Here is a 19,019-nt window from a genome sequence, read left to right as displayed (position 1 = left end):
GAAATGAGAAAGCCCGCGGGAAGCGATTCCCGCGGGCTTTTGTTTGTTCGCAGCGTGCAAGGTTTTATGCCAGACCGCCCATGCGCATGTAGAGCGCGTAGGCATCCTGCGTCGTGTCTTCGTCTTCGCTGGCTGGGCCGTCCTGTTCCGCAAGAGACATCGGCTCTTCGTCATCGCGGCGGTTGGGCTGATCTTCATCCTGCGTCTCGCCGCCCGATTCTTCCTCTTCGGTAGAGGCCTGATGCTCTTCCGCTGCTTCAGCAAACAGGTCGTCGTCCGGTTTCGCCGGCAGATAGGGGATGATGGCAAAGGGGACGGCGTCGCGTCCGACCATTGCCTCAAGCAGCCGATGCTGCAGGAGGGGATCGCGTATCGCTTCATCCGCCTTGGGCAGCGGCCTCCAGCCCTCCTCGGCAACCTCTTCAGCACCTGCCTCGACCTGCGTCATCCAGCTGTCGATCTCGTCGGAAAGCTCTGCGGTCCAGCCTTTGTCACTTGCCGTGGTTGCCGCATCCAGCATGGCCTCAAGGCCTGGCAAAGTGACCGATGCCACGCTAGGAACCGTCCCGCCGGCGGCGCCCAATGCCGTTTGCCGATAGGCGGCCGTTTCTGCGGTCGTGCCCTCTGGCAACGGCAACGTGTTCTGGACAAGTGCCTTCAGGGTCTCAGCCAGGATGCGCACGGGTTTTTCAGACGGGCGGTCCGTGGTTGCCGCCTGCTTCTCTTCCTGTTCCTGTCGGGGCTGATGTTCTTCGGGAGCTTCATAAGTCACGGAACGATCATCCAAAGGCGCATCCACAACGCGATCAGCGCCGGCTTTGAATGGTGTCTGCTCAGTGCCACGCGCATCCTGAGCCTGTTCGGTGTCGCCCTGCGGCAGCGCCTGTTGATCTGCCTCTACCGGTTCGGCAAGAGGCGTTTCAAAACTGTCGGGTGTGGAAACGGAAGGTTCCGCAGCATCAGTGGCATTCTGTAGCTCCACCATATCGATCTGAGCCTCCATATCAGGCTCAGCGACAAAGGTTCCATCCGTTTCGAAGTCTCCGGCCTTATTGGTCCGCCCGGGCGGTGTCTTGTCATCTGGCTGTGAGGCAAAAGCCGTTTCGACCTGCGGGTCGATCTCGCCTTGCGCAATGGCCGACACAAGCGAAAGAGCTTCCGGGTCGGCGGCCAGGAAGGCAGCGGCGGCGCGTAGTTGTGGTATGGGTTCCGGGGTGGCCGCTCGGGCCGCAGTGGCATTGGCTGCCTGCTGTGCCTGCCCGGTCTTGTTATTGCTCTCGCCCGGTCGCTTTGGCACTGCTACCGTCTCTGCATCAAGTTCACTTTCGCCCAAGGCTGGCTGCGAGACGTCAAATGGCGCGTCAGATCCGAAGGTTTTACGCAGAACCGCCTGGAGAAGGGCGGCGTCCACAGGTGCGGCGAACATTCCCGGTGCGGACCTGGCGGTGAGGGTCGCGAGGTGCTGCGCCGGAAGCGCGGGCTGGGAAGATGAGCGGACCTGCTGCCCCGTGTCGCGCGAAGGGCTGGTTAAATATGCCTGGTTTTGGAGGGTGGCACGCAAGCGCCCTGCATCAGTCCCTGCCGGACTTTGCAGGACTTCGACCAGCAGACGGACCTGCAAAGCCAGGTTTCGCTGGCCGAGCTGTTTCTCAAGGACAGCCCGGGCTTCCGGCGGCAGTTTCTCCAGAAAGCTGGCCAGCCTCCGACCGAAGTCGTGGCTTGTTTCCTGTGGAAGCGGCGGAAATTTGAGGATGCGCGCCAGCGTCTCCATCAGTTTCGCCAGCGCCTCCTTGGGCAGAACCTCGCTGCCGTTGAGATGGCGACCAAGCGTTTCGAGAATCTTGAGAATGGCTTCCGCACGAGGGCCGGAAATGGCGAGCGCAGGCGCCAGCAGACGGTCCCGCGGTTGGATTGCTTCAACGGGAACAACGGGTGTTCCCTGAGCCTGCGTCCGGGCTGTGAGAATGGGCATCAGCATCGCAATCTCCTTCAGCTCTTTTGCGGACCATGCACCAGATCGGCTACGACTGTCCGAATTCGAATAGGTCCGCTCCAAGCAATGGCTTCGAGCGGACGCATACCTGTCATGTCGGTGAAAGGGCGCTTCATGCGCTGCCCGGCGGTATAGGTACCGGACCAGACTGCGTGTGCCGCACGGCCACGGAATGCGGACGTGCATGATATTGCCTGAAGACTAACGTGAAAAGATTGACGGAATATTAACCATGGGCAGGAATTCTTTGCGGCTTTATCCGCCGCAGGTGGTGGCGTACATCTGATCTCGGCTGTAGCGCTTTGGCTGTGTTGCCTCGGGAGGACTGCGATGAACCTGACGAACCTGATCCTGAATACCGACAGCTACAAGTTCAGCCACTTCCTGCAATATCCGCCCGGCACCCGCGGCATCTCCTCCTATATTGAGGCCCGTGGGCAGGTGGATCATGCAGATGTCGTGTTCTTCGGGCTGCAGATGTTCCTGAAGGAATATCTGTCGCGTCCGGTGGCGGCGGCGGACATCGAGGAGGCCGAAGCGATCGTCATCGCGCATGGGCTGCCGTTCAACCGCGCCGGCTGGGAGCGCATCGTCAATGTCTTCGGCGGACTGCTTCCTCTGGAGATACAGGCGCTGCCGGAGGGCACGCTTCTGCGCCGTGGCGTGCCGATGGTGCAGGTGGTCAATACCGACCCGCAATCGGCCTGGTTGACCACCTATATCGAAACGGCTCTTCTGCGCGCCGTCTGGTATCCATCGTCCGTGGCCAGCAATGTCCGCAAGATCAAGCAGATCCTTCGTCCGTTCCTGGAGAAGACCTGCGACGATCCGGAATCGGTTCTGCCGTTTCGCCTCCATGATTTCGGCGCCCGCGGTGCGGGCTCGTTGGAGCAGGCCGGGCTCGGTGGTGCAGCCCATCTCGTGCATTTCATGGGCACGGACACGATGAGCGGTATTCTCTACGCCCGCCGCTATTACGGGGCGCCGATGGCCGGTTTCTCAATCCCTGCGTCCGAACATTCGACCATGACTGCCTGGGGCATCGAGCGCGAGCCGGAAGCCTATGGCAATATGATCGATACCTTCGCCAAGGGCGGCACGTTTGCGGTGGTCTCGGATAGCTACGACATCGATTATGCGGTTTCGGAGATCTGGGGCAAACAACTGCGCGACAAGCTGAAAGCCAGCGGCGGCACGGTGGTCATCCGCCCGGACAGCGGCGATCCGATCGAAACGCCTGTTCATGTCATCAAGCAGCTCGATTATCACTTCGGCTCGAAGCTCAATGGAAAAGGCTACAAGGTGCTTGATCCCTGTGTTCGGGTCATCCAGGGCGACGGCATCTCCAATTCAGATATCAGCCTGATACTCGGTCGCCTGGAAGCCTTCGGCTTCTCGGCTGAAAATATCGCCTTTGGTATGGGCTCGCTGCTGCTGCAGAGGGTCAACCGCGATACTTATTCCTTCGCGATGAAGACCAATGCCCGGCTAGACGAGAACGGCGTCTGGCGCGACGTCTACAAACGTCCGGCAACGATGAACCTCAAGGCGTCGAAGGCTGGCCGCCAGGCTGTGGTGCAGGGGCTTTCCGGATTGGAGGCGGCACGGCTAGACGAACTCGATGATCGGCCCAACCACCTGCACACCGTCTGGAAGGATGGTGTGCTTCTGAAGGACTGGAGCTTCGACGAGATACGCCTTCGTGCACGGTGAAAAACCCGCAGACCTTTGGCCAGACGGTGTGCCCCCTGAACCTCAGTTCACCGTTACCGGTTTGGAGCGCATGCGTGAAACAGTCTCGCGCTCGGCGCGCTTGCAGCGCATCGGCGGCAGGCTGCGGTCCATCAGGTCCATGTCCTCCAGCACCATGTCGCCCATTTTCTTGAAGGCGCTGTCGAGCGCGCCGGCGCGATGTGCCGACCGCAGGAAACCCTTGAGCGAACGCACGGGATGATCGAGCGGCAACGGCTCCTGCGGGTAGACGTCGCTCGCCGCCACGATATGCCCGCTTGCGACCGCCCCCATCAGCGCATCGAAATCCACCACATTGGCGCGGCTGAGCAGGATGAAGGCGGCACCCGGACGCATGGTCGCAAAGGCCTTTTCGCCGAGGAAATGTTCATTCTCGCTGGTGACGGCGGCCACCACGAAGATGAAGTCGCTTGTCGCCAGCACATCCTCAAGCGTTGCCGGCTGTACGCCATTATCGATCAGGATCGAGGCCGGCATCCACGGGTCATAGACCTTGATCTTCGTGCGGAAGCCGGACAGAACCCGGTTGAGCGCCTTGCCCAGATCGCCGAAGCCGATGATGCCGACATCCGAGCCGGAGAGCAGACGGGCTTTCGCATTGCCGTCGCCGCCCCAGAGTTCACGGCCCGCACGAAAATCGACATCGGCATCGACGATGCCGCGGGCGATGTTAAGTGCCATGGCAAGCCCGAGTTCGGCGACGGGCTCGGCAAAGACCTGACCGGTGGTCACCACGTGAATGCCGCGAGCAAACAGCACCTCATAGGGCATGTTGTTGATGAGATTGCTTTCGACGTTGAGGATTGCGCGCAAGTGCGGCATGCGCTCCAGCATCGCGTGATCGAGCGGCGGTTGGCCGATGATGAAACGGGCCTGCGAGAGCACATCATCCCCGAGCCCGGCGATGTTCTCGGGATGGGCCTCAACGATCCGGTATTTGGCCTTCAGTTGCGCCAGAGCCTGCGGCGTGAAGATCAGGTCGAGTGTGCGCGGTTCGGGTGCGCTGATGACCAGCGGCCTGGCGTTAGCGGATGTCATTGTATTTTCTCCCGTTCTCTCCGCGTGTTTTATGGCGTGGTACGGGATTTGCAAAGACGAAAATCAGTAGTTGAGACCGCGCTTCTGGCGCTCCAGCGACGGTGGAAGCCGATTGCTTTGCACGGTGAACCCGCCCTGCTCGCAGGAATAGGCGTAGGTGTACCGAGGGCCTCTCGTGGGTTCGGCCCACTTGTCCCTGCGGATCAGCACCTGCTCGCAAACCTGGGATCGTTTGGCTTCAAGTTCTTGCGGCGTCCGCACGCCTGGCAGATCGGTATAGGCCAGCGCGGGCGCCTGCGAGCCAAGCAGCAAGGCCAAAGCGGCCACGTGTCGTTTCCAGCCGATTTCAAGGGACATAGTCATCACCTGTTCGCAGTGTACGCCTTGAAATAGTCGGACGGCTGCGGTTCAAAGTTGGTATCACTCGGCCTGGACATGCGCTATAGGGCGGCCGGCGTTCGAGATTTCATGTGGGGATTTCCATGGCAAATACAATACGGTTCCACGAGGGCGATATCCCGGCAGCGGATGCGCAGCGCTACACCGGCGCGATCGCCATCGATACGGAAACGCTCGGCCTCGTTCCCCGCCGCGACAGGCTTTGCCTCGTTCAGCTTTCGCCCGGTGATGGCACCGCAGACGTCATCCGCATCGCACGCGACCAGAAAGAGGCGCCGAACCTCACCGCCATGCTGGAAGACCCGGCGCGCCAGAAAATCTTCCATTTCGGCCGCTTCGACATCGCCGTTCTTTTCCAGACATTCGGCGTGACCACGACGCCCGTGTTCTGCACCAAGATCGCCTCGCGGCTGACCCGCACCTATACCGACCGCCACGGCCTGAAGGACAATTTGAAGGAACTGCTTGACGTCGACATCTCCAAGCAGCAGCAATCCTCTGACTGGGCAGCCGAAACACTGTCGCAGGCACAGCTGGAATATGCTGCATCCGACGTGCTGCATCTGCATGCGCTGCGCGAAAAACTGACGGCGCGGCTGATCCGTGATGGTCGGCTGGATCATGCCGACGCGTGCTTCGCCTTCCTGCCGACGCGCTCAAAGCTCGACCTTCTGGGCTGGAACGAAACCGACATCTTCGCGCACAGCTGATCTGATGCGGGAGCCGCGCGACGTTCATGCCACCGGTCCGACGCTGGAGCCACTGCGGCTGGCAATCCGCGGTTTTCTTTCGCGCCTTCCTCCGGGGCTCTCGGAATTCATCTTGTTCGGCCTCAAGCAGGCCTGGGCATGCCTGTTCGGCGCGTTGATGCTGTTCCTGATCATCGCCACAAAACTCGTCTGGCAGCCGGAATGGGCGCTCCATCGTTATGACGCGCTGTTCCTGGCAGCCTTGTCCATCCAGATCCTCTTCCTGCGTCTCAAGATGGAAAGCTGGGACGAGGCCAAAGTCATCCTGATCTACCACGTTGTCGGCACGCTGATGGAGATTTTCAAGGTCCACATGGGCTCCTGGACCTATCCCGAAGAGGCCGTCTTCCGGATTGCCGGGGTGCCGCTGTTTTCCGGCTTCATGTATGCCTCTGTCGGCAGCTATATGGCGCGTGCCATCCGCATCTTCGATATGCGCTTCACCCACTATCCGCCGTTTGCCCTGACGGCCCTTCTGGCGCTGGCGATCTACCTCAACTTCTATGCCCATCACTACATCATCGACCTCCGGCTCGGTCTGTTCGTGGCAACCGTCCTGCTGTTCGGCCGTGTGCGCATCTATTTCACGCTCGAGCGGAAAGCCCGCTGGATGCCGCTGGTGGTCGCCGCATTGCTGACCAGCGTCTTTCTCTGGATCGCCGAAAACATAGGCACAGCCACCGGTATCTGGCTCTACCCGGGACAGACCGTCTGGCACATGGTGTCGCTGCAGAAGCTCGGCTCCTGGTACCTGTTGCTCTATGTCAGCTTCGTCCTGGTGACGATCGTCTGCAAACCGCAGCCACCGGATACGCCTCCGAAATCTGGCCTGCACGGTTAAGCAGCAGTTAACGGTTGTGTTCTATCGTTCTGGTACATCTTTTCGATCAACGCCGGAAAACCGACGATGAATATAACATCCCTCCAAGCTGGCGGAACTGTCGCGACCTCGCTCGTCCAGTCGCTTTTGAACGACATCGAGAAACGTCGGCTTGAAGAGGAAGAAAAGGTCAAAGGCAAAAAGAGGACAAGATCCTCAAGACCAAGGTGGCTGCAGACGACGTTGCCCGGTCTGCCAATGCCAGGATCAACGAGCACTTCTTCGGCGCGCTGCAGCGCGATGAAAATCCGCTGGCAACGCTGATCGCGCGCTTCACCGCCGTCATGGGGGTGACGCAGGGCGCAGACGAATCCAGCCTCGACTTCGGCACCCGTCTTGAAGACGCCCTCTATTTCGCCGACTACGTGACGAAGAAGGACCTTGACGGTAAGCCGATGAAGATCGGGCTTGCCACGTTCCGTGTCTCCGTTGGGGACCTGAACGCCGCCCTCGACGGATCCGACAAGACGCCGACGGCGGAGGCTTTGTTCCTGGCGCGCTTCGTGACGCAGAACGGCCTCCAGCAGGCGGACGGCGAAGACGAAGCGGGTTATCGCCTGCGGATGAAGGATGCGCTGACCGCGGCCCGCCAGGATGCGCCAAACAGTGTTGCCGAGGTGGAGAAACGGTCCGGCCTGACTGAGCTCGGCATCAGTGCCGCACAGATGATCGAAGCGATCAAGCGGCCGTATGGTGACGCCGCACAGGCGATCAAGGCGATGCTTGCCGACAAGGCCGAGGAAGACAAGTCGACGACTTCGGAAACCACCAAGGTGTTGCAGCGCCTGGAAGATATCGCCGATCCGAAGACCGAGGAAGAGTTGAAACTCGAACGGCTGGAGAAGGATCCAACCCGGGTCGAGGATGCCGAAACGCGCAAGGAACGCGAGGCGGACATCAGGACGCTGGAAGCCGCCGACAAGCTCGAAGACATCGAAAAGCTGCAGGACGCCGTCAAGGAAGGCAACGAAGCCGCAGCCGAGGATACGGAAACGGAGACCGGCGCAGGGTCCGATCCGGTTGCCGCGGCAATCGAAACCATCCAGGTTCTTGCCGCCGGTGCAGAAGTGGCCCAGACGCAGGCTGATGCGGAAGCGGATGGCGGCGGCAGCACGGCTGGTTCCACGGCTCCTGACGGATCTGCTCAGAGCGCGGACGAAACGCCAAGCGATGAAGAGACGAAAGAGGCGCAACTGGTTGCTCTTGCCAGGGCAGGGCAGGGCTCGCAGACGCCGGCCGGCGACGTTTCGGAAGAGCAGGAGATCTTCGCGCTCAGTATCGACGAAGACGGGCTCTACGATTACCTCGCGAAACGCAAGGCAGCCTGATCGCCGATCCAAATCTTGACGGATCGACGTCCCTACATCGTGTAAACGTAAAGCTTGGTTTTCCTGCCATCGGCAACGTCGATGACACGGGTCGGTTCCTCTCCCGGAACGGCAAAACTGTTGCTGATAAACAGCGTGCCCGGCCGCATCTCCGCCTTTGCCTTGGCAAACATGCGTGGCATCGGGACCGGCGAGAGAAAGCAGTAGACGATATCATGGGCGGAGAGGTCTTCGTCCCATATGCTTTTGTAGATCACCTGCGCATTGGCCCGGCGCGCAAGCATCACCCGGACCCTCGAGGCGAGGAAAACCAGTGGCGCCGTTTCAAGGCCGATGGCTTTAAGGGCCGGATGGGCGCCGGCAAGATAGGTGACCACTCCGCCAATGCCACTGCCCAGATCGACGAAGCTTTGGGCCTTTGACGCCTCCACCATATCGCTCAAGGCTTTCCACGTGCGGCGATTGGTCAGGTAGAGCGGCACCTGCTCGGAAGCACTGTTCCAATAGATCAGCAGGCAAAAGACCAGTGCCGCGGGATAGACCCAGGATGGCACGCTGGAATTATAGACGACAGCGAGTGGCAGTAGAACCTGAACAGGAACCCACAGCAGCGAAAGACCGAACACCCGGCCGATGGCTGCAGCGGCGACGCCCTGCAGCAAAAGGATCGGTAAGCCTCCTTGCGTGATCCCCTGGGTCAGCAGCCACAAGCCGCCAAGCGACAAGGCCTGCGAGAGAAGAACCTTGATCCAGGGAGAAATTGCCGACGCAGAATGTTCATGGCTTCAGGTCTGACGTGAACGGGGCCATGGGAATCAGGCCGAACCGTGTGAGAGAGGCGCCTCTCCCTGATGCTTTCTGCCAAGCTGCGCGTCAAGCCCGGTACATCCGATGACCGGCCGTCTGCCGCGTCAGGGCATCATAAATTATCATAACGGTTTTTCGCTTATCCGGATTTCGCGCAACAAAAAAGCCCGGAGAACCGGGCTTTTTTAGGTGGTCTCGGACCGCGACTAACGGTCTGAAACGGGAATTTGGTGCCCAGAAGAGGACTCGAACCTCCACACCCTTTCGAGTACCAGCACCTGAAGCTGGCGCGTCTACCAATTCCGCCATCTGGGCGACGGACCGGGGTGTAAGGGGCGCTTGGCCGGGTGTCAACACTGATTTTAAAGATTTTGCGTCATGCACGGAAAAAATCACGCCTGGATCTCGTTCGGCAACCGGATGAACCTGTCAAGTCACTGATCTCGAAAGACGTTTTCCTGAATATTTCCACCGGATTCATTGCCAATCGCTTTTCTGCCGCGCAGGAAATTGCGGTCTCTTTTCGAAAGAGCGACGGTTTCATCGTCGTTTTCTTGCCCCTTCTCTGATCAACGCTTGCCGCTCTTTTTTGGAAAGATCGGATGACTCTCTCCCGGAACGGCGCATCCTGTGGGGAAGCGGAGCAAGATGTCGGGCAGGTGTTTCCGCTATCGTTACAAAACGTGATCATCTGCCATGAATAAAACAGAAATATCGACCGTTATCTGCATCAGGGACACAACCGGAAACCCCTCTTGGGAAAAGTGAGGAGACAAAAAAATGACGAGATTGCGCAATTTTGTCATCGGCTGCGCTCTTTCAGCAGCCTCGTTGGTCACCAGCATCGCACCTGCGACGGCGGTGCCGCTGTCCGTGCCCGACATCAAGATCGAACAGCAGTCCGTTGTCCAGAAGGTCTGGCACAATGGCCGCCGGCACTACTATCGCGATCGGCATTACCGTCGTCACCACAGGCCGGGCTTCAGCGTCTACATTGCGCCGCGCCCCATCTACAGGGATCGCTACGTCCGCCGTGGCGGCTACAGCGCCCATGTGAACTGGTGCCTGCAGCGTTATCGCTCCTATGATCCGGGCAGCAACCGCTTCCTGGCCTATGGTGGCGTCTACAAAATCTGCCGTTCGCCGTATCGTTGAGCATCGCAGCTTTAGGTTAAAGACAGCGGGGCTCGGCTCCGCTGTTTTTCGTTCCAGAATCCGTTAGCTGCGATCCGTGTGGCCGAGATCGCGCTGCGGATCAATGAGGTCACGGACCTTCTGCTTGAGTTCCTTGGGGCCCGGAAAGCCACCATCCCGCTTGCGCTCCCACAGGAGCGTGTCGTCGAGCCTGATCTCGAAATTTCCCCGGTTCCCGGAACAAGAGCGACCTCGCTGATGCTATCGGAAAAGGTCGATAGCAACTCCTGCGCCATCCAGGCGGATCGCAGCAACCAGTTGCATTGCGTGCAGTAGAGGATGGAAATTCGGGGTTTCTCGTTCATTCCGCCCGTCCGTTTTGAGTGTTGCCCCGAGGAGTCTAATGGTCCATCGGCCAGTCATCAATACGGTTCTCACAATAATGTTAACTGAATTTATCATGTTTTAGGCTGGATGATCTTGCGCTGTCCCGGAGGTGCGGCAAGAGAATTGCGGCATTGCAAACATCCAAGAAGGATCGTCCATGACTGAAATCGCCTCCGCCCGTCCCCGTGCCATCTTCCCGGCGCTGCAGAAGCTCTACGTGCCCTTCGATACGCTTGCCGAAACGCTTCTGCGTCTCACGGCCGGCCTGCTGCTCATCACCCATGGTTATGGCAAGATCATCAACCCCTTCGGTGCCGTCGGTATGGTCGAGGGCCTCGGCTTCTATCCGGGTGTCTTCTGGTCGCCGCTGCTGGCCGCGACCGAGTTCTTCGGCGGCATCCTGGTCGCGATCGGCCTGTTCACGCGTCCTGCCGCATTCGCGGCGATGATCGTGCTGCTGGTCACGGTCTATTTCCACGGCATCGCACAGGCCGAGGGTCTTGGCGGCGCCGAAAAGTCGATCCTCTGGGCAGCGATCTTCCTGTTCTTCGCCATCCGAGGTTCAAATTCGCAGTCGGTAGATGCCAAGCTGGGCAAGCAGATCTGACGATTACGCTGGTCATTTAAACGCACCAACGAGAAATGGCGGCCGAAGCCGCCATTTTTTGTACCTGTAGCAGTCTGGTCCGCCTTTGGATCAGAGCGTGCGGGTGATGTGCTCGACGCGGAAGCACTCGATCGTGTCTCCAGCGCGGATGTCCTCGTAGTTCTCGAAGGCCATACCGCATTCCTGGCCCATCGGCACTTCGGAGACTTCGTCCTTGAAGCGCTTGAGCGTCTTGAGCTTGCCTTCGTGGATGACGACGTTGTCGCGCACGAGACGCACACCGGCACCACGCTCGACCTTGCCCTCGATAACGCGGCAGCCTGCGACCTTGCCGGTCTTGGTGATGTTGAACACCTCCAGGATTTCGGCATTGCCAAGGAAGGTTTCGCGGCGTTCCGGCGAAAGAAGACCGGACATCGCCGACTTCACGTCATCCACCAAATCGTAGATGATGTTGTAGTAGCGGATCTCGATGCCGGCACGTTCTGCGGCCTGGCGGGCCTGAACGTTGGCTCGGACGTTGAAGCCGATGATGGCGGCATTCGACGATTCGGCGAGCGAGATATCCGACTCGGTGATGCCACCGGCGCCCGAATGCACGATGCGTGCCCGACTTCGTCGGTACCAAGCTTGTCGAGCGCGCCGATGATGGCTTCGATCGAGCCCTGAACGTCGCCCTTGATGACCAGCGGGAATTCCTTCAACCCGGTATTCTGGAGCTGGCTCATCATCTGTTCGAGCGAACCGCGCTGGCCGGATGCACGGGCAACGGCTTTGTCGCGGGTCAGGCGCTGGCGATATTCGGAGATTTCGCGGGCGCGGCTTTCGTTTTCGACGACAGCGAACTTGTCGCCGGCAAGCGGCGTTCCGGAGAGACCGAGGATCTCGACCGGGGTTGCCGGACCGGCAGCCTTCACATGCTCGCCCTTGTCGTTGACAAGCGCGCGCACGCGGCCCCATTGATCGCCAGCAACGATGATCTGGCCGGGCGCAAGCGTGCCCTTCTGGACGAGAACGGTAGCAACAGCACCGCGGCCACGGTCGAGCTCGGCTTCCACGACCACACCTTCGGCAGTGCGGTTCGGGTTGGCCTTCAGATCGAGAATTTCGGCCTGCAGCAGGATCGCTTCGAGCAGCTTGTCGAGGTTGACGCGGTTCTTGGCCGAGACTTCGACGTCGAGAACTTCACCGCCCATCGATTCCACGAAGACTTCATGCTGCAGGAGCTGCATGCGGACCTTCTGCGGATCGGCTTCGTGCTTGTCGATCTTGTTGATCGCCACGATGATCGGAACACCGGCAGCCTTGGCGTGGCTGATGGATTCGATCGTCTGCGGCATCACGCTGTCGTCGGCCGCAACCACGAGGATGGCGATGTCGGTTGCCTGCGCACCACGGGCACGCATCGCGGTGAACGCCGCGTGGCCGGGCGTATCGATGAAGGTGATCTTCTGGCCGTTCTGCTCGACCTGATAGGCACCGATATGCTGGGTGATGCCGCCGGCTTCGCCCGAGACGACGCTTGTCTGGCGAATGGCGTCGAGCAGCGAGGTCTTGCCGTGGTCGACGTGACCCATGATGGTGACGATCGGCGGACGCGAAACCAGTTCGCCATCGTCGTCGGAAACGTTGAAGATGCCTTCTTCGACGTCGGATTCCGAAACGCGCTTGACGGTATGGCCGAATTCGCCGGCGATCAGCTCGGCCAGGTCGGCATCGATGATGTCGCCCGGCTTCATCATCTGGCCTTCCTTCATCAGGTACTTGATCACGTCGACAGCCCGTTCGGACATGCGCTGCGAGAGTTCCTGAATGGTGATGGTTTCCGGCAGAATGACCTCGCGCATAACCTTTTCGCGGGTTTCCTGCATCTGGCTGCGGCGGAACTTCTCCTGACGGCGACGCATCGCAGCCATCGAACGGCCACGCGGATTGCCCTCGTCGTCAAGTGCTGCCGTCAGCGTCAGCTTGCCCTTGCGGCGCTCTTCTTCCGTCTTCGGACGGGCAGGGGCCTTTGCAGGCTCCGGACGGACGACCTTACCACGGACCGGGGCAGCATTGCCGCGGGCCGGCCGGTTTTCCTCTTCTTCCGCATTGACCTTGCGGCCGCGGGTGACGCCTTCCGGCGCTGCAGCCGGGGTGGCAACTTTGGTCGTTGCCGACGGGCGTGCCTGTTCGGCACGACGGGCTGCAACGGCAGCGGCCGCCAATGCGGCTTCCGCTTCGGCTGCCTGGGCAGCCTCGAGCGCAACCTTTTCGGCTTCGCGCTCGGCGGGCGTGCGTGCCGCTTCCTCGGCCGCGAGACGGGCGGCCTCTTCCTGCTCGCGCTTCAGACGGGCAGCTTCCTCAATCTGGCGGCGTTCTTCCTCGGCAGCCCGACGCTTGGCGTCTTCCGCATCGCGGATCTGGGCTTCGGCAAGCGCACGACGGCGGGCATCGATCTCACCGGCCGAAAGCTGGTTGAGCACAACGCCGACACGCGGCCGGTTTTCCTGCGGCCGCGGCTGCGGGGTCTGTGATTGCGGTGTCTGGCGAACTGGCTGCTGAGCCGGTGCCTGGCGCACGTCCGGTGCCTTTTGCACGACGGGCGGAGCGGCTACGATCGGCTTGTCGTCCTCGGGGCGGATCGGACGCCGCTTGCGGGTCTCGACCACAACGGCTTTCGTCCGGCCACGACCCATGTCCTGCCGAACTGTCCCCTGCGTAACCCCCAGGGGTTTCAGGGTCAGCGTCTTCTTGCCCGCTGCGCCGTGTGTCTTGTCGTCGTTGTTGTCAGTCATTCCGTTCCGTTCCTAAGATCAGGGCCGGATGCGTATCACCAGACCCCGCCGTTCAATTTCTGTTCCGTACTCGCGGTGCTTCCGGCATGTGCCGGTCACCCGCGTCATTGTGTCGGCAGGCCAGTTTCGGCGCCAACGGCTCGAGCGGGGACGGTTCCCCGGTACTTTTCGAGCATGTTTGCGCGCTTCACTACACCCTCACCCGCCTGCCCTGCAAGCGCGCAAGCATGGATAAAAGCATTCTGGCCTAAAAGCCCGTTCATTTCGGCCTCGGTAAAGAAGCGAAACGACCGTATTTCCTGTCCGTCGTCGGCGACAAAGCTCATCGCCTTGCGTGCCTGGTCGATCTTGCGCACGCCATCTGCAGCCGCATCGACCGCGTGGAACACGGCAAGTGCCGCCATTCCTCGCACCGCCTGATCGACTTTCGATGCGCCGCTGATGAACTGGCCGGCCTTGCGCGCCATGTTCATCATCCCTGCCAATTGCAGCGACAGAAGCCGGTCGACATCGTCGGCAAGCTCCGGCCCCACTGTCACGTCCCTTTTCAGCGCCCGCGAAAAGCCTTCTTCGCAATTGCCTTTTCCAAGACCGCCCGTTCGGCCGTGACCCAGCAGCCGCGTCCGGGCAACTGCTTCTTGAGATCCGCCACGATCCGTCCCGTCGGATCCGCGACGAAGCGGATAAGACCATCAGTCTCGCCGCTCTGCCGCGTTACGATGCACATCCGGCCGTTCACTTCGCCATCGCCTGCATCGTCCGTCGTCTCTGTCTCTTCAACCGACATGGTGGTCTGGATCACGGTCAACACGCCAATCAGGCGTCCTGTTCCGCGCCTTCCACAACCTCGAGCGCTTCAAGCTCTGTCACCAGTTCGTCCTCGGTGATCCAGCCGGCCGCAACGCGGGCCTGAAGGATCATGGTCTCGGCTTCCGTGCGCGAGATTTCGAGCTTGGAGAACAGGCCCTCGAACTTTTTCGTTTCGCCGTCCTTGCGTTCCGACCAGCCGACGAGATCGTCGGCGGCGCAGCCTGCAAAGTCTTCGATCGTCTTGATACCGTCCTCGCCGAGCGCAACCAGCATCTGGCCGGTCATGCCATTGATCGTGCGCAGTTCGTCGGCAACGCCAAGTTCCTTGCGCTTGGCGTCCATTTCAGCCTCGATCCGCTCCAGATATTCGCGGGCACGGGTCTGCAGTTCGCTTGCAGTATCGTCGTCGAAGCCATCGATCGAGGCGATTTCGTCAAGCTCGACATAGGCCAGTTCCTCGACGGCGGCAAAGCCTTCCGAGGCCAGCACCTGGCCGACCATTTCGTCAACGTCCAGCGCTTCCATGAACAAAGCGGTGCGCTCATTGAATTCCTTCTGGCGGCGCTCGGACTCGTCCGCTTCCGTCATGATGTCGATATCCCAGCCGGTGAGCTGCGAGGCAAGGCGTACGTTCTGGCCGCGACGGCCAATCGCCAGCGACAGCTGCTCGTCGGGAACCACGACTTCGATGCGCTCGGCATCCTCGTCGAGAACCACCTTGGTGACTTCCGCAGGCTGCAGCGCATTGACGATGAATGCGGCCGGATCCTGGCTCCAGGGAATGATGTCGATCTTTTCGCCCTGCAGTTCGCCGACCACAGCCTGAACGCGCGAACCGCGCATACCGACGCAGGCGCCGACCGGATCGATCGAGGAATCGTTCGAGATAACGGCGATCTTGGCGCGCGAACCCGGATCACGCGCAACCGAGCGGATCTGGATGATGCCGTCGTAGATTTCAGGCACTTCCATGGTGAAGAGCTTGACCATGAACTGCGGATGCGTACGCGACAGGAAAATCTGCGGGCCGCGCTGTTCGCGGCGCACGTCGTAGACATAGGCGCGGACACGATCGCCATAGCGCATGTTTTCGCGCGGGATCATTTCGTCGCGGCGGATGATGCCTTCGCCGCGGCCGAGATCGACAATCACGTTGCCATATTCGACGCGCTTGACCGTGCCGTTGATGATTTCGCCGACGCGATCCTTGAATTCGTCGAACTGCCGGTCACGCTCGGCTTCGCGCACCTTCTGCACGATGACTTGCTTGGCCGACTGTGCAGCGATACGGCCGAAATCCATCGGCGGCAACGGATCGGCGATGAAGTCGCCGAGGATGGCGTCCGGGTTACGGTCGCGGGCCAGTTCCAGCGGGATCTGCGTCGAATAGTCTTCCGCGACTTCCACCACTTCGAGCAGGCGCTGGAGACGGATTTCGCCGGTCTTGGAATTGATGTCGGCGCGGATGTTGCTCTCCGAACCGTAGCGCGAGCGCGCGGCCTTCTGGATCGCATCGGCCATGGCGGCCAGCACGATTTCGCGGTCGATCACCTTTTCGCGCGCGACGGCATCCGCAATCTGCAGAAGTTCGAGCCGGTTAGCACTGACTGCCATTTCATGTCTCCGTCTGATTGCCGGGGGCTATAAGCGCCGCGCCGTGCCTTAGTCGATGGGTGAGTTTTCGTCTTCGAAATTCTGGTTTGCGGCCTGCTGGGCCTTCGCCTTCTTGTCGGCAACCAGCGCATCGCGGATCAGGTCGTCGGTCAGGATCAGGCGCCCTTCGGCCAGTGCCGTGAACGGAATGACCACCGTCGGCTCCTCGCCATAGGCTGGCTGGTCGCGTTCGATGGTAAAGCCTTCATCGTCAGCCGAAACGATCTTGCCGCGGAAACGCTTGCGATTGTCGACCAAGATCGAGGTTTCGCACTTGATCAGATGGCCGGCCCAGCGGGTAAAGTCCGACTTGCGCACCATCGGGCGATCGATGCCGGGCGACGACACTTCGAGATGATACTGCTTTTCAACAGGATCTTCCACATCGAGAACAGGCGAGATCGCCGTCGAGATTGCTTCGCAATCCTCGACCGTCATCGTGCCGTCGGTCCGCTCGGCCATGATCTGCAGCGTCGCGCCGTTCTGCGAGGAAAGCCTGACCCGCACCAATTGGTAACCCATCGGCACCAGCACGGGCTCGATGATATCGGCGATCCGCAGGTCGAGACCCGTTTCCGTGATCAGCCGTGGTTCCTGTGTCTGTTCTGCCGTTGTCGTATCGGACAAACGCTGTCTCCCTGAGAGTCCGCAGCACCGCTTGCCCTATCGGCATGTCGGCGCGTCGGATCGAAATCTGCCTGCGTGCATGGCGCCCGGCAAAAACCGCGGCGGGCCGCACAGACTTGAGGGTAACAAAAAAGAGCGGGTCCTGACGGGCCCACTCTTCATCAACCGATCAAGAATTTGAGGGTGATATACGCTCGATTATCTGCAAATGCAAGATATGCGTCGCGTGATCCACAAATCGGCGGCTGGGCCTTGAGTAAGATGGTCTTGAAGCTGATATTCTCCGCAGTCTCTGTGAACCCCTTGCGTTGTCTGAGTGCCATTTCCCTGTCCGAAAACTGAGCTTTCCGTGGCACGGCCGGTTGCCCTTGCTATACGCTGGCCTAAATCAGTGTTCATGGAATGACAGCGAGGAAAACGCGCTTTGCCGGATAGACTATCGCCGCTGGCCCCATTCAGGCACGACACTTTCCGCACCATCTGGCTGGCGAGCCTGGCCTCGAACTTCGGCGGGCTGATCCAGGCCGTCGGCGCCGGCTGGATGATGACGTCGATCTCGGATTCGGTGAATATGGTGGCGCTGGTCCAGGCCTCGACCTCGCTGCCGATCATGTTGTTCTCGCTGGTCTCAGGGGCGCTCGCCGATAATTTCGATCGCCGGCGGATCATGCTGATTGCCCAGTGTTTCATGCTGGTCGTCTCTGCGCTGCTCACCGCCTGCGCCTGGTTCGGCTTCATCACGCCCTGGCTTCTTTTGTTCTTCACCTTTCTCATCGGTTGCGGCACCGCGCTCAACAATCCGTCCTGGCAGGCCTCCGTTGGTGACATGGTGCCGCGCGAGGTGCTGCCGGCGGCTGTGGCTCTCAACAGCATGGGCTTCAACATCACCCGCTCCGTCGGTCCGGCGATCGGTGGCGCGATCGTCGCGGCGGCCGGGGCTGCGGCGGCCTTTGCGGCCAACACGCTGAGCTATTTCGCCATCATTTTCGCCTTGGTGCGCTGGCGGCGCGATGTCTCCTTGAGCAAGCTGCCGCGCGAATCGATGGGGCGGGCCATTTCTGCTGGTCTTCGCTACGTCGCGATGTCGCCCAATATCGGCAAGGTGCTGCTGCGCGGTTTCGTCTTCGGCCTGTCGGCTAGCGCCATCCTCGCTTTGCTTCCGCTCGTCGCACGCGATCTTGTCTCCGGCGGTCCCTTTACCTTCGGCGTACTGCTCGGTGCCTTCGGGCTCGGTGCCATCGGAGGAGCGCTGCTCAGCGCCCGGCTGCGCGAGCATCTCTCGAGCGAGGCGATCGTGCGCATCGCTTTTGCCGGATTTGCGATAAGCAGCCTTGTCACGGCGCTCAGCCCCTACAGCCTCGTTACTTGTCTCGCGCTTCTTCTGTCCGGCTGCGGCTGGGTGCTGGCGCTATCGCTGTTCAATACGACGGTGCAGCTTTCCACCCCGCGCTGGGTGGTCGGCCGTGCCCTGTCTCTCTACCAGACCACCACCTTCGGCGGCATCGCCGCCGGCAGCTGGATCTGGGGGCAACTGGCGGAAGTACACGGGCCGGCCAACGCGCTGATGATTTCCGCTGCCGTCATGGTCGCCGGTGCAGCCATCGGCCTGCGCCTGCCGCTGCCGGAATTCCAGTCGCTCGATCTCGATCCGCTCAACCGCTTTTCCGAACCGCCCTTGCAGCTCGACCTCAAGCCGCGCAGCGGTCCGATCGTGGTGATGATCGACTATGAGATTGCCGACGAGGATGTTTCGGAGTTCCTGACCGCCATGGCCGAGCGTCGTCGCATTCGAATCCGTGATGGCGCCGGGCAATGGGCCCTGATGCGCGATCTCGAAAACCCGACCGTCTGGACCGAGACCTATCACGTGCCCACCTGGGTCGAATATGTCCGCCACAACCAGCGCCGCACCAAGGCCGACGCTGCGATCGGCGACCGGTTGACGGCGCTTCACCGCGGCCCTGCGCCGCCGCGGGTTCACCGCATGATCGAACGCCAGACGATCCTTCCTTATGATTACGAGCGCTACAAGCAGCAGATGGACATGCACTGACGGTTTTGCAGGCAACTTCGGT

At 60.7% G+C, this 19,019-nt stretch carries 14 protein-coding genes, 1 tRNA gene and 3 pseudogenes; 8 read left to right on the top strand and 10 right to left on the bottom strand.

Annotation, left to right across the window (positions count from 1 at the left end; translation table 11 throughout):
- Positions 1-64: 64 nt before the first annotated feature.
- Positions 65-1,972 (bottom strand): hypothetical protein, encoded by a 1,908-nt coding sequence (locus tag P6U16_RS10600; protein ID WP_277703694.1) that lies wholly within the window; start codon positions 1,970-1,972, stop codon positions 65-67.
- 351 nt (positions 1,973-2,323) lie between these two features.
- Here P6U16_RS10600 and P6U16_RS10595 point away from each other — a divergent pair, with 351 nt between their 5' ends.
- A complete protein-coding gene (locus P6U16_RS10595) occupies positions 2,324-3,706 on the top strand; it encodes a nicotinate phosphoribosyltransferase (RefSeq protein WP_277703693.1) in 1,383 nt (460 codons plus the stop codon).
- A gap of 42 nt (positions 3,707-3,748) precedes the next feature.
- On the opposite strand, the gene P6U16_RS10590 is transcribed toward P6U16_RS10595, so the two are convergent.
- A complete protein-coding gene (locus P6U16_RS10590; protein WP_277703692.1) occupies positions 3,749-4,783 on the bottom strand; it encodes a hydroxyacid dehydrogenase in 1,035 nt (344 codons plus the stop codon).
- 63 nt (positions 4,784-4,846) lie between these two features.
- A complete protein-coding gene (locus tag P6U16_RS10585; RefSeq protein WP_277703691.1) occupies positions 4,847-5,140 on the bottom strand; it encodes a hypothetical protein in 294 nt (97 codons plus the stop codon).
- 125 nt (positions 5,141-5,265) lie between these two features.
- Between P6U16_RS10585 and P6U16_RS10580 the strand changes: the two genes are divergently transcribed.
- The 3 genes from P6U16_RS10580 (at position 5,266) to P6U16_RS10570 (ending at position 8,139) form a co-directional block, all read left to right on the top strand.
- Positions 5,266-5,892, top strand: coding sequence for a ribonuclease D (locus P6U16_RS10580; protein ID WP_277703690.1), 627 nt, complete (start codon positions 5,266-5,268; stop codon positions 5,890-5,892).
- A gap of 4 nt (positions 5,893-5,896) precedes the next feature.
- Positions 5,897-6,772 (top strand): DUF817 domain-containing protein, encoded by an 876-nt coding sequence (locus P6U16_RS10575; protein ID WP_277703689.1) that lies wholly within the window; start codon positions 5,897-5,899, stop codon positions 6,770-6,772.
- Positions 6,773-6,978: 206 nt separating this feature from the next.
- On the top strand, positions 6,979-8,139 hold the full coding sequence (locus P6U16_RS10570) for a hypothetical protein (RefSeq protein WP_277703688.1): 1,161 nt from the start codon (positions 6,979-6,981) through the stop codon (positions 8,137-8,139).
- Positions 8,140-8,171: 32 nt separating this feature from the next.
- On the opposite strand, the gene P6U16_RS10565 is transcribed toward P6U16_RS10570, so the two are convergent.
- Both P6U16_RS10565 and P6U16_RS10560 read right to left on the bottom strand, forming a co-directional pair.
- On the bottom strand, positions 8,172-8,801 hold the full coding sequence (locus tag P6U16_RS10565; RefSeq protein ID WP_277703687.1) for a hypothetical protein: 630 nt from the start codon (positions 8,799-8,801) through the stop codon (positions 8,172-8,174).
- 373 nt (positions 8,802-9,174) lie between these two features.
- Positions 9,175-9,261 (bottom strand) — tRNA-Leu (locus P6U16_RS10560).
- Positions 9,262-9,293: 32 nt separating this feature from the next.
- Between P6U16_RS10560 and P6U16_RS10555 the strand changes: the two genes are divergently transcribed.
- Together P6U16_RS10555 and P6U16_RS10550 are read left to right on the top strand one after the other, a co-directional pair.
- Entirely contained in the window at positions 9,294-9,515 is a 222-nt protein-coding gene (locus P6U16_RS10555) for a hypothetical protein (RefSeq protein WP_277703686.1), read from the top strand.
- A 211-nt stretch (positions 9,516-9,726) separates the two neighbouring features.
- Positions 9,727-10,101 carry a BA14K family protein gene (locus P6U16_RS10550; RefSeq protein ID WP_277703685.1) on the top strand — a complete coding sequence of 125 codons (375 nt, stop codon included), beginning with the start codon at positions 9,727-9,729 and terminating at the stop codon, positions 10,099-10,101.
- 63 nt (positions 10,102-10,164) lie between these two features.
- Here P6U16_RS10550 and P6U16_RS10545 read toward each other — a convergent pair.
- A pseudogene (locus tag P6U16_RS10545) lies at positions 10,165-10,445 on the bottom strand (SelT/SelW/SelH family protein).
- Between the two features lie 179 nt (positions 10,446-10,624).
- On the opposite strand from P6U16_RS10545, the gene P6U16_RS10540 reads away from it, so the two are divergent.
- Entirely contained in the window at positions 10,625-11,074 is a 450-nt protein-coding gene (locus P6U16_RS10540; RefSeq protein WP_277703684.1) for a DoxX family protein, read from the top strand.
- A gap of 90 nt (positions 11,075-11,164) precedes the next feature.
- Here the strand turns inward: P6U16_RS10540 and infB are convergent.
- The 4 genes and pseudogenes from infB to rimP all read right to left on the bottom strand — a co-directional run bounded on the left by infB (position 11,165) and on the right by rimP (position 16,944).
- Positions 11,165-13,854, bottom strand: a pseudogene (infB, locus tag P6U16_RS10535) (translation initiation factor IF-2).
- Between the two features lie 104 nt (positions 13,855-13,958).
- A pseudogene (locus tag P6U16_RS10530) lies at positions 13,959-14,641 on the bottom strand (RNA-binding protein).
- 29 nt (positions 14,642-14,670) lie between these two features.
- Entirely contained in the window at positions 14,671-16,278 is a 1,608-nt protein-coding gene (gene nusA / locus P6U16_RS10525; protein ID WP_277703683.1) for a transcription termination factor NusA, read from the bottom strand.
- Positions 16,279-16,326: 48 nt separating this feature from the next.
- Positions 16,327-16,944, bottom strand: coding sequence for a ribosome maturation factor RimP (gene rimP / locus P6U16_RS10520; protein ID WP_277703682.1), 618 nt, complete (start codon positions 16,942-16,944; stop codon positions 16,327-16,329).
- Positions 16,945-17,368: 424 nt separating this feature from the next.
- Between rimP and P6U16_RS10515 the strand changes: the two genes are divergently transcribed.
- A complete protein-coding gene (locus P6U16_RS10515; protein ID WP_277703681.1) occupies positions 17,369-18,997 on the top strand; it encodes an MFS transporter in 1,629 nt (542 codons plus the stop codon).
- Positions 18,998-19,019: the final 22 nt, after the last annotated feature.

The sequence above is a fragment of the Rhizobium sp. 32-5/1 genome (assembly GCF_029537235.1).
GTDB lineage: Bacteria > Pseudomonadota > Alphaproteobacteria > Rhizobiales > Rhizobiaceae > Pararhizobium.
The sequence above is the reverse complement of the archived record's forward strand: the minus strand, read 5'-3'. Positions and strand labels throughout refer to the sequence as shown.

Excerpts from the sequence above, each read along its gene's own strand:
- P6U16_RS10600 (WP_277703694.1), bottom strand. The coding sequence starts at position 1,972 with ATGCCCATTCTCACAGCCCGGACGCAGGCTCAGGGAACACCCGTTGTT.
- P6U16_RS10595 (WP_277703693.1), top strand. The coding sequence starts at position 2,324 with ATGAACCTGACGAACCTGATCCTGAATACCGACAGCTACAAGTTCAGC.
- P6U16_RS10590 (WP_277703692.1), bottom strand. The coding sequence starts at position 4,783 with ATGACATCCGCTAACGCCAGGCCGCTGGTCATCAGCGCACCCGAACCG.
- P6U16_RS10585 (WP_277703691.1), bottom strand. The coding sequence starts at position 5,140 with ATGTCCCTTGAAATCGGCTGGAAACGACACGTGGCCGCTTTGGCCTTG.
- P6U16_RS10580 (WP_277703690.1), top strand. The coding sequence starts at position 5,266 with ATGGCAAATACAATACGGTTCCACGAGGGCGATATCCCGGCAGCGGAT.
- P6U16_RS10575 (WP_277703689.1), top strand. The coding sequence starts at position 5,897 with ATGCGGGAGCCGCGCGACGTTCATGCCACCGGTCCGACGCTGGAGCCA.
- P6U16_RS10550 (WP_277703685.1), top strand. The coding sequence starts at position 9,727 with ATGACGAGATTGCGCAATTTTGTCATCGGCTGCGCTCTTTCAGCAGCC.
- P6U16_RS10540 (WP_277703684.1), top strand. The coding sequence starts at position 10,625 with ATGACTGAAATCGCCTCCGCCCGTCCCCGTGCCATCTTCCCGGCGCTG.
- nusA (WP_277703683.1), bottom strand. The coding sequence starts at position 16,278 with ATGGCAGTCAGTGCTAACCGGCTCGAACTTCTGCAGATTGCGGATGCC.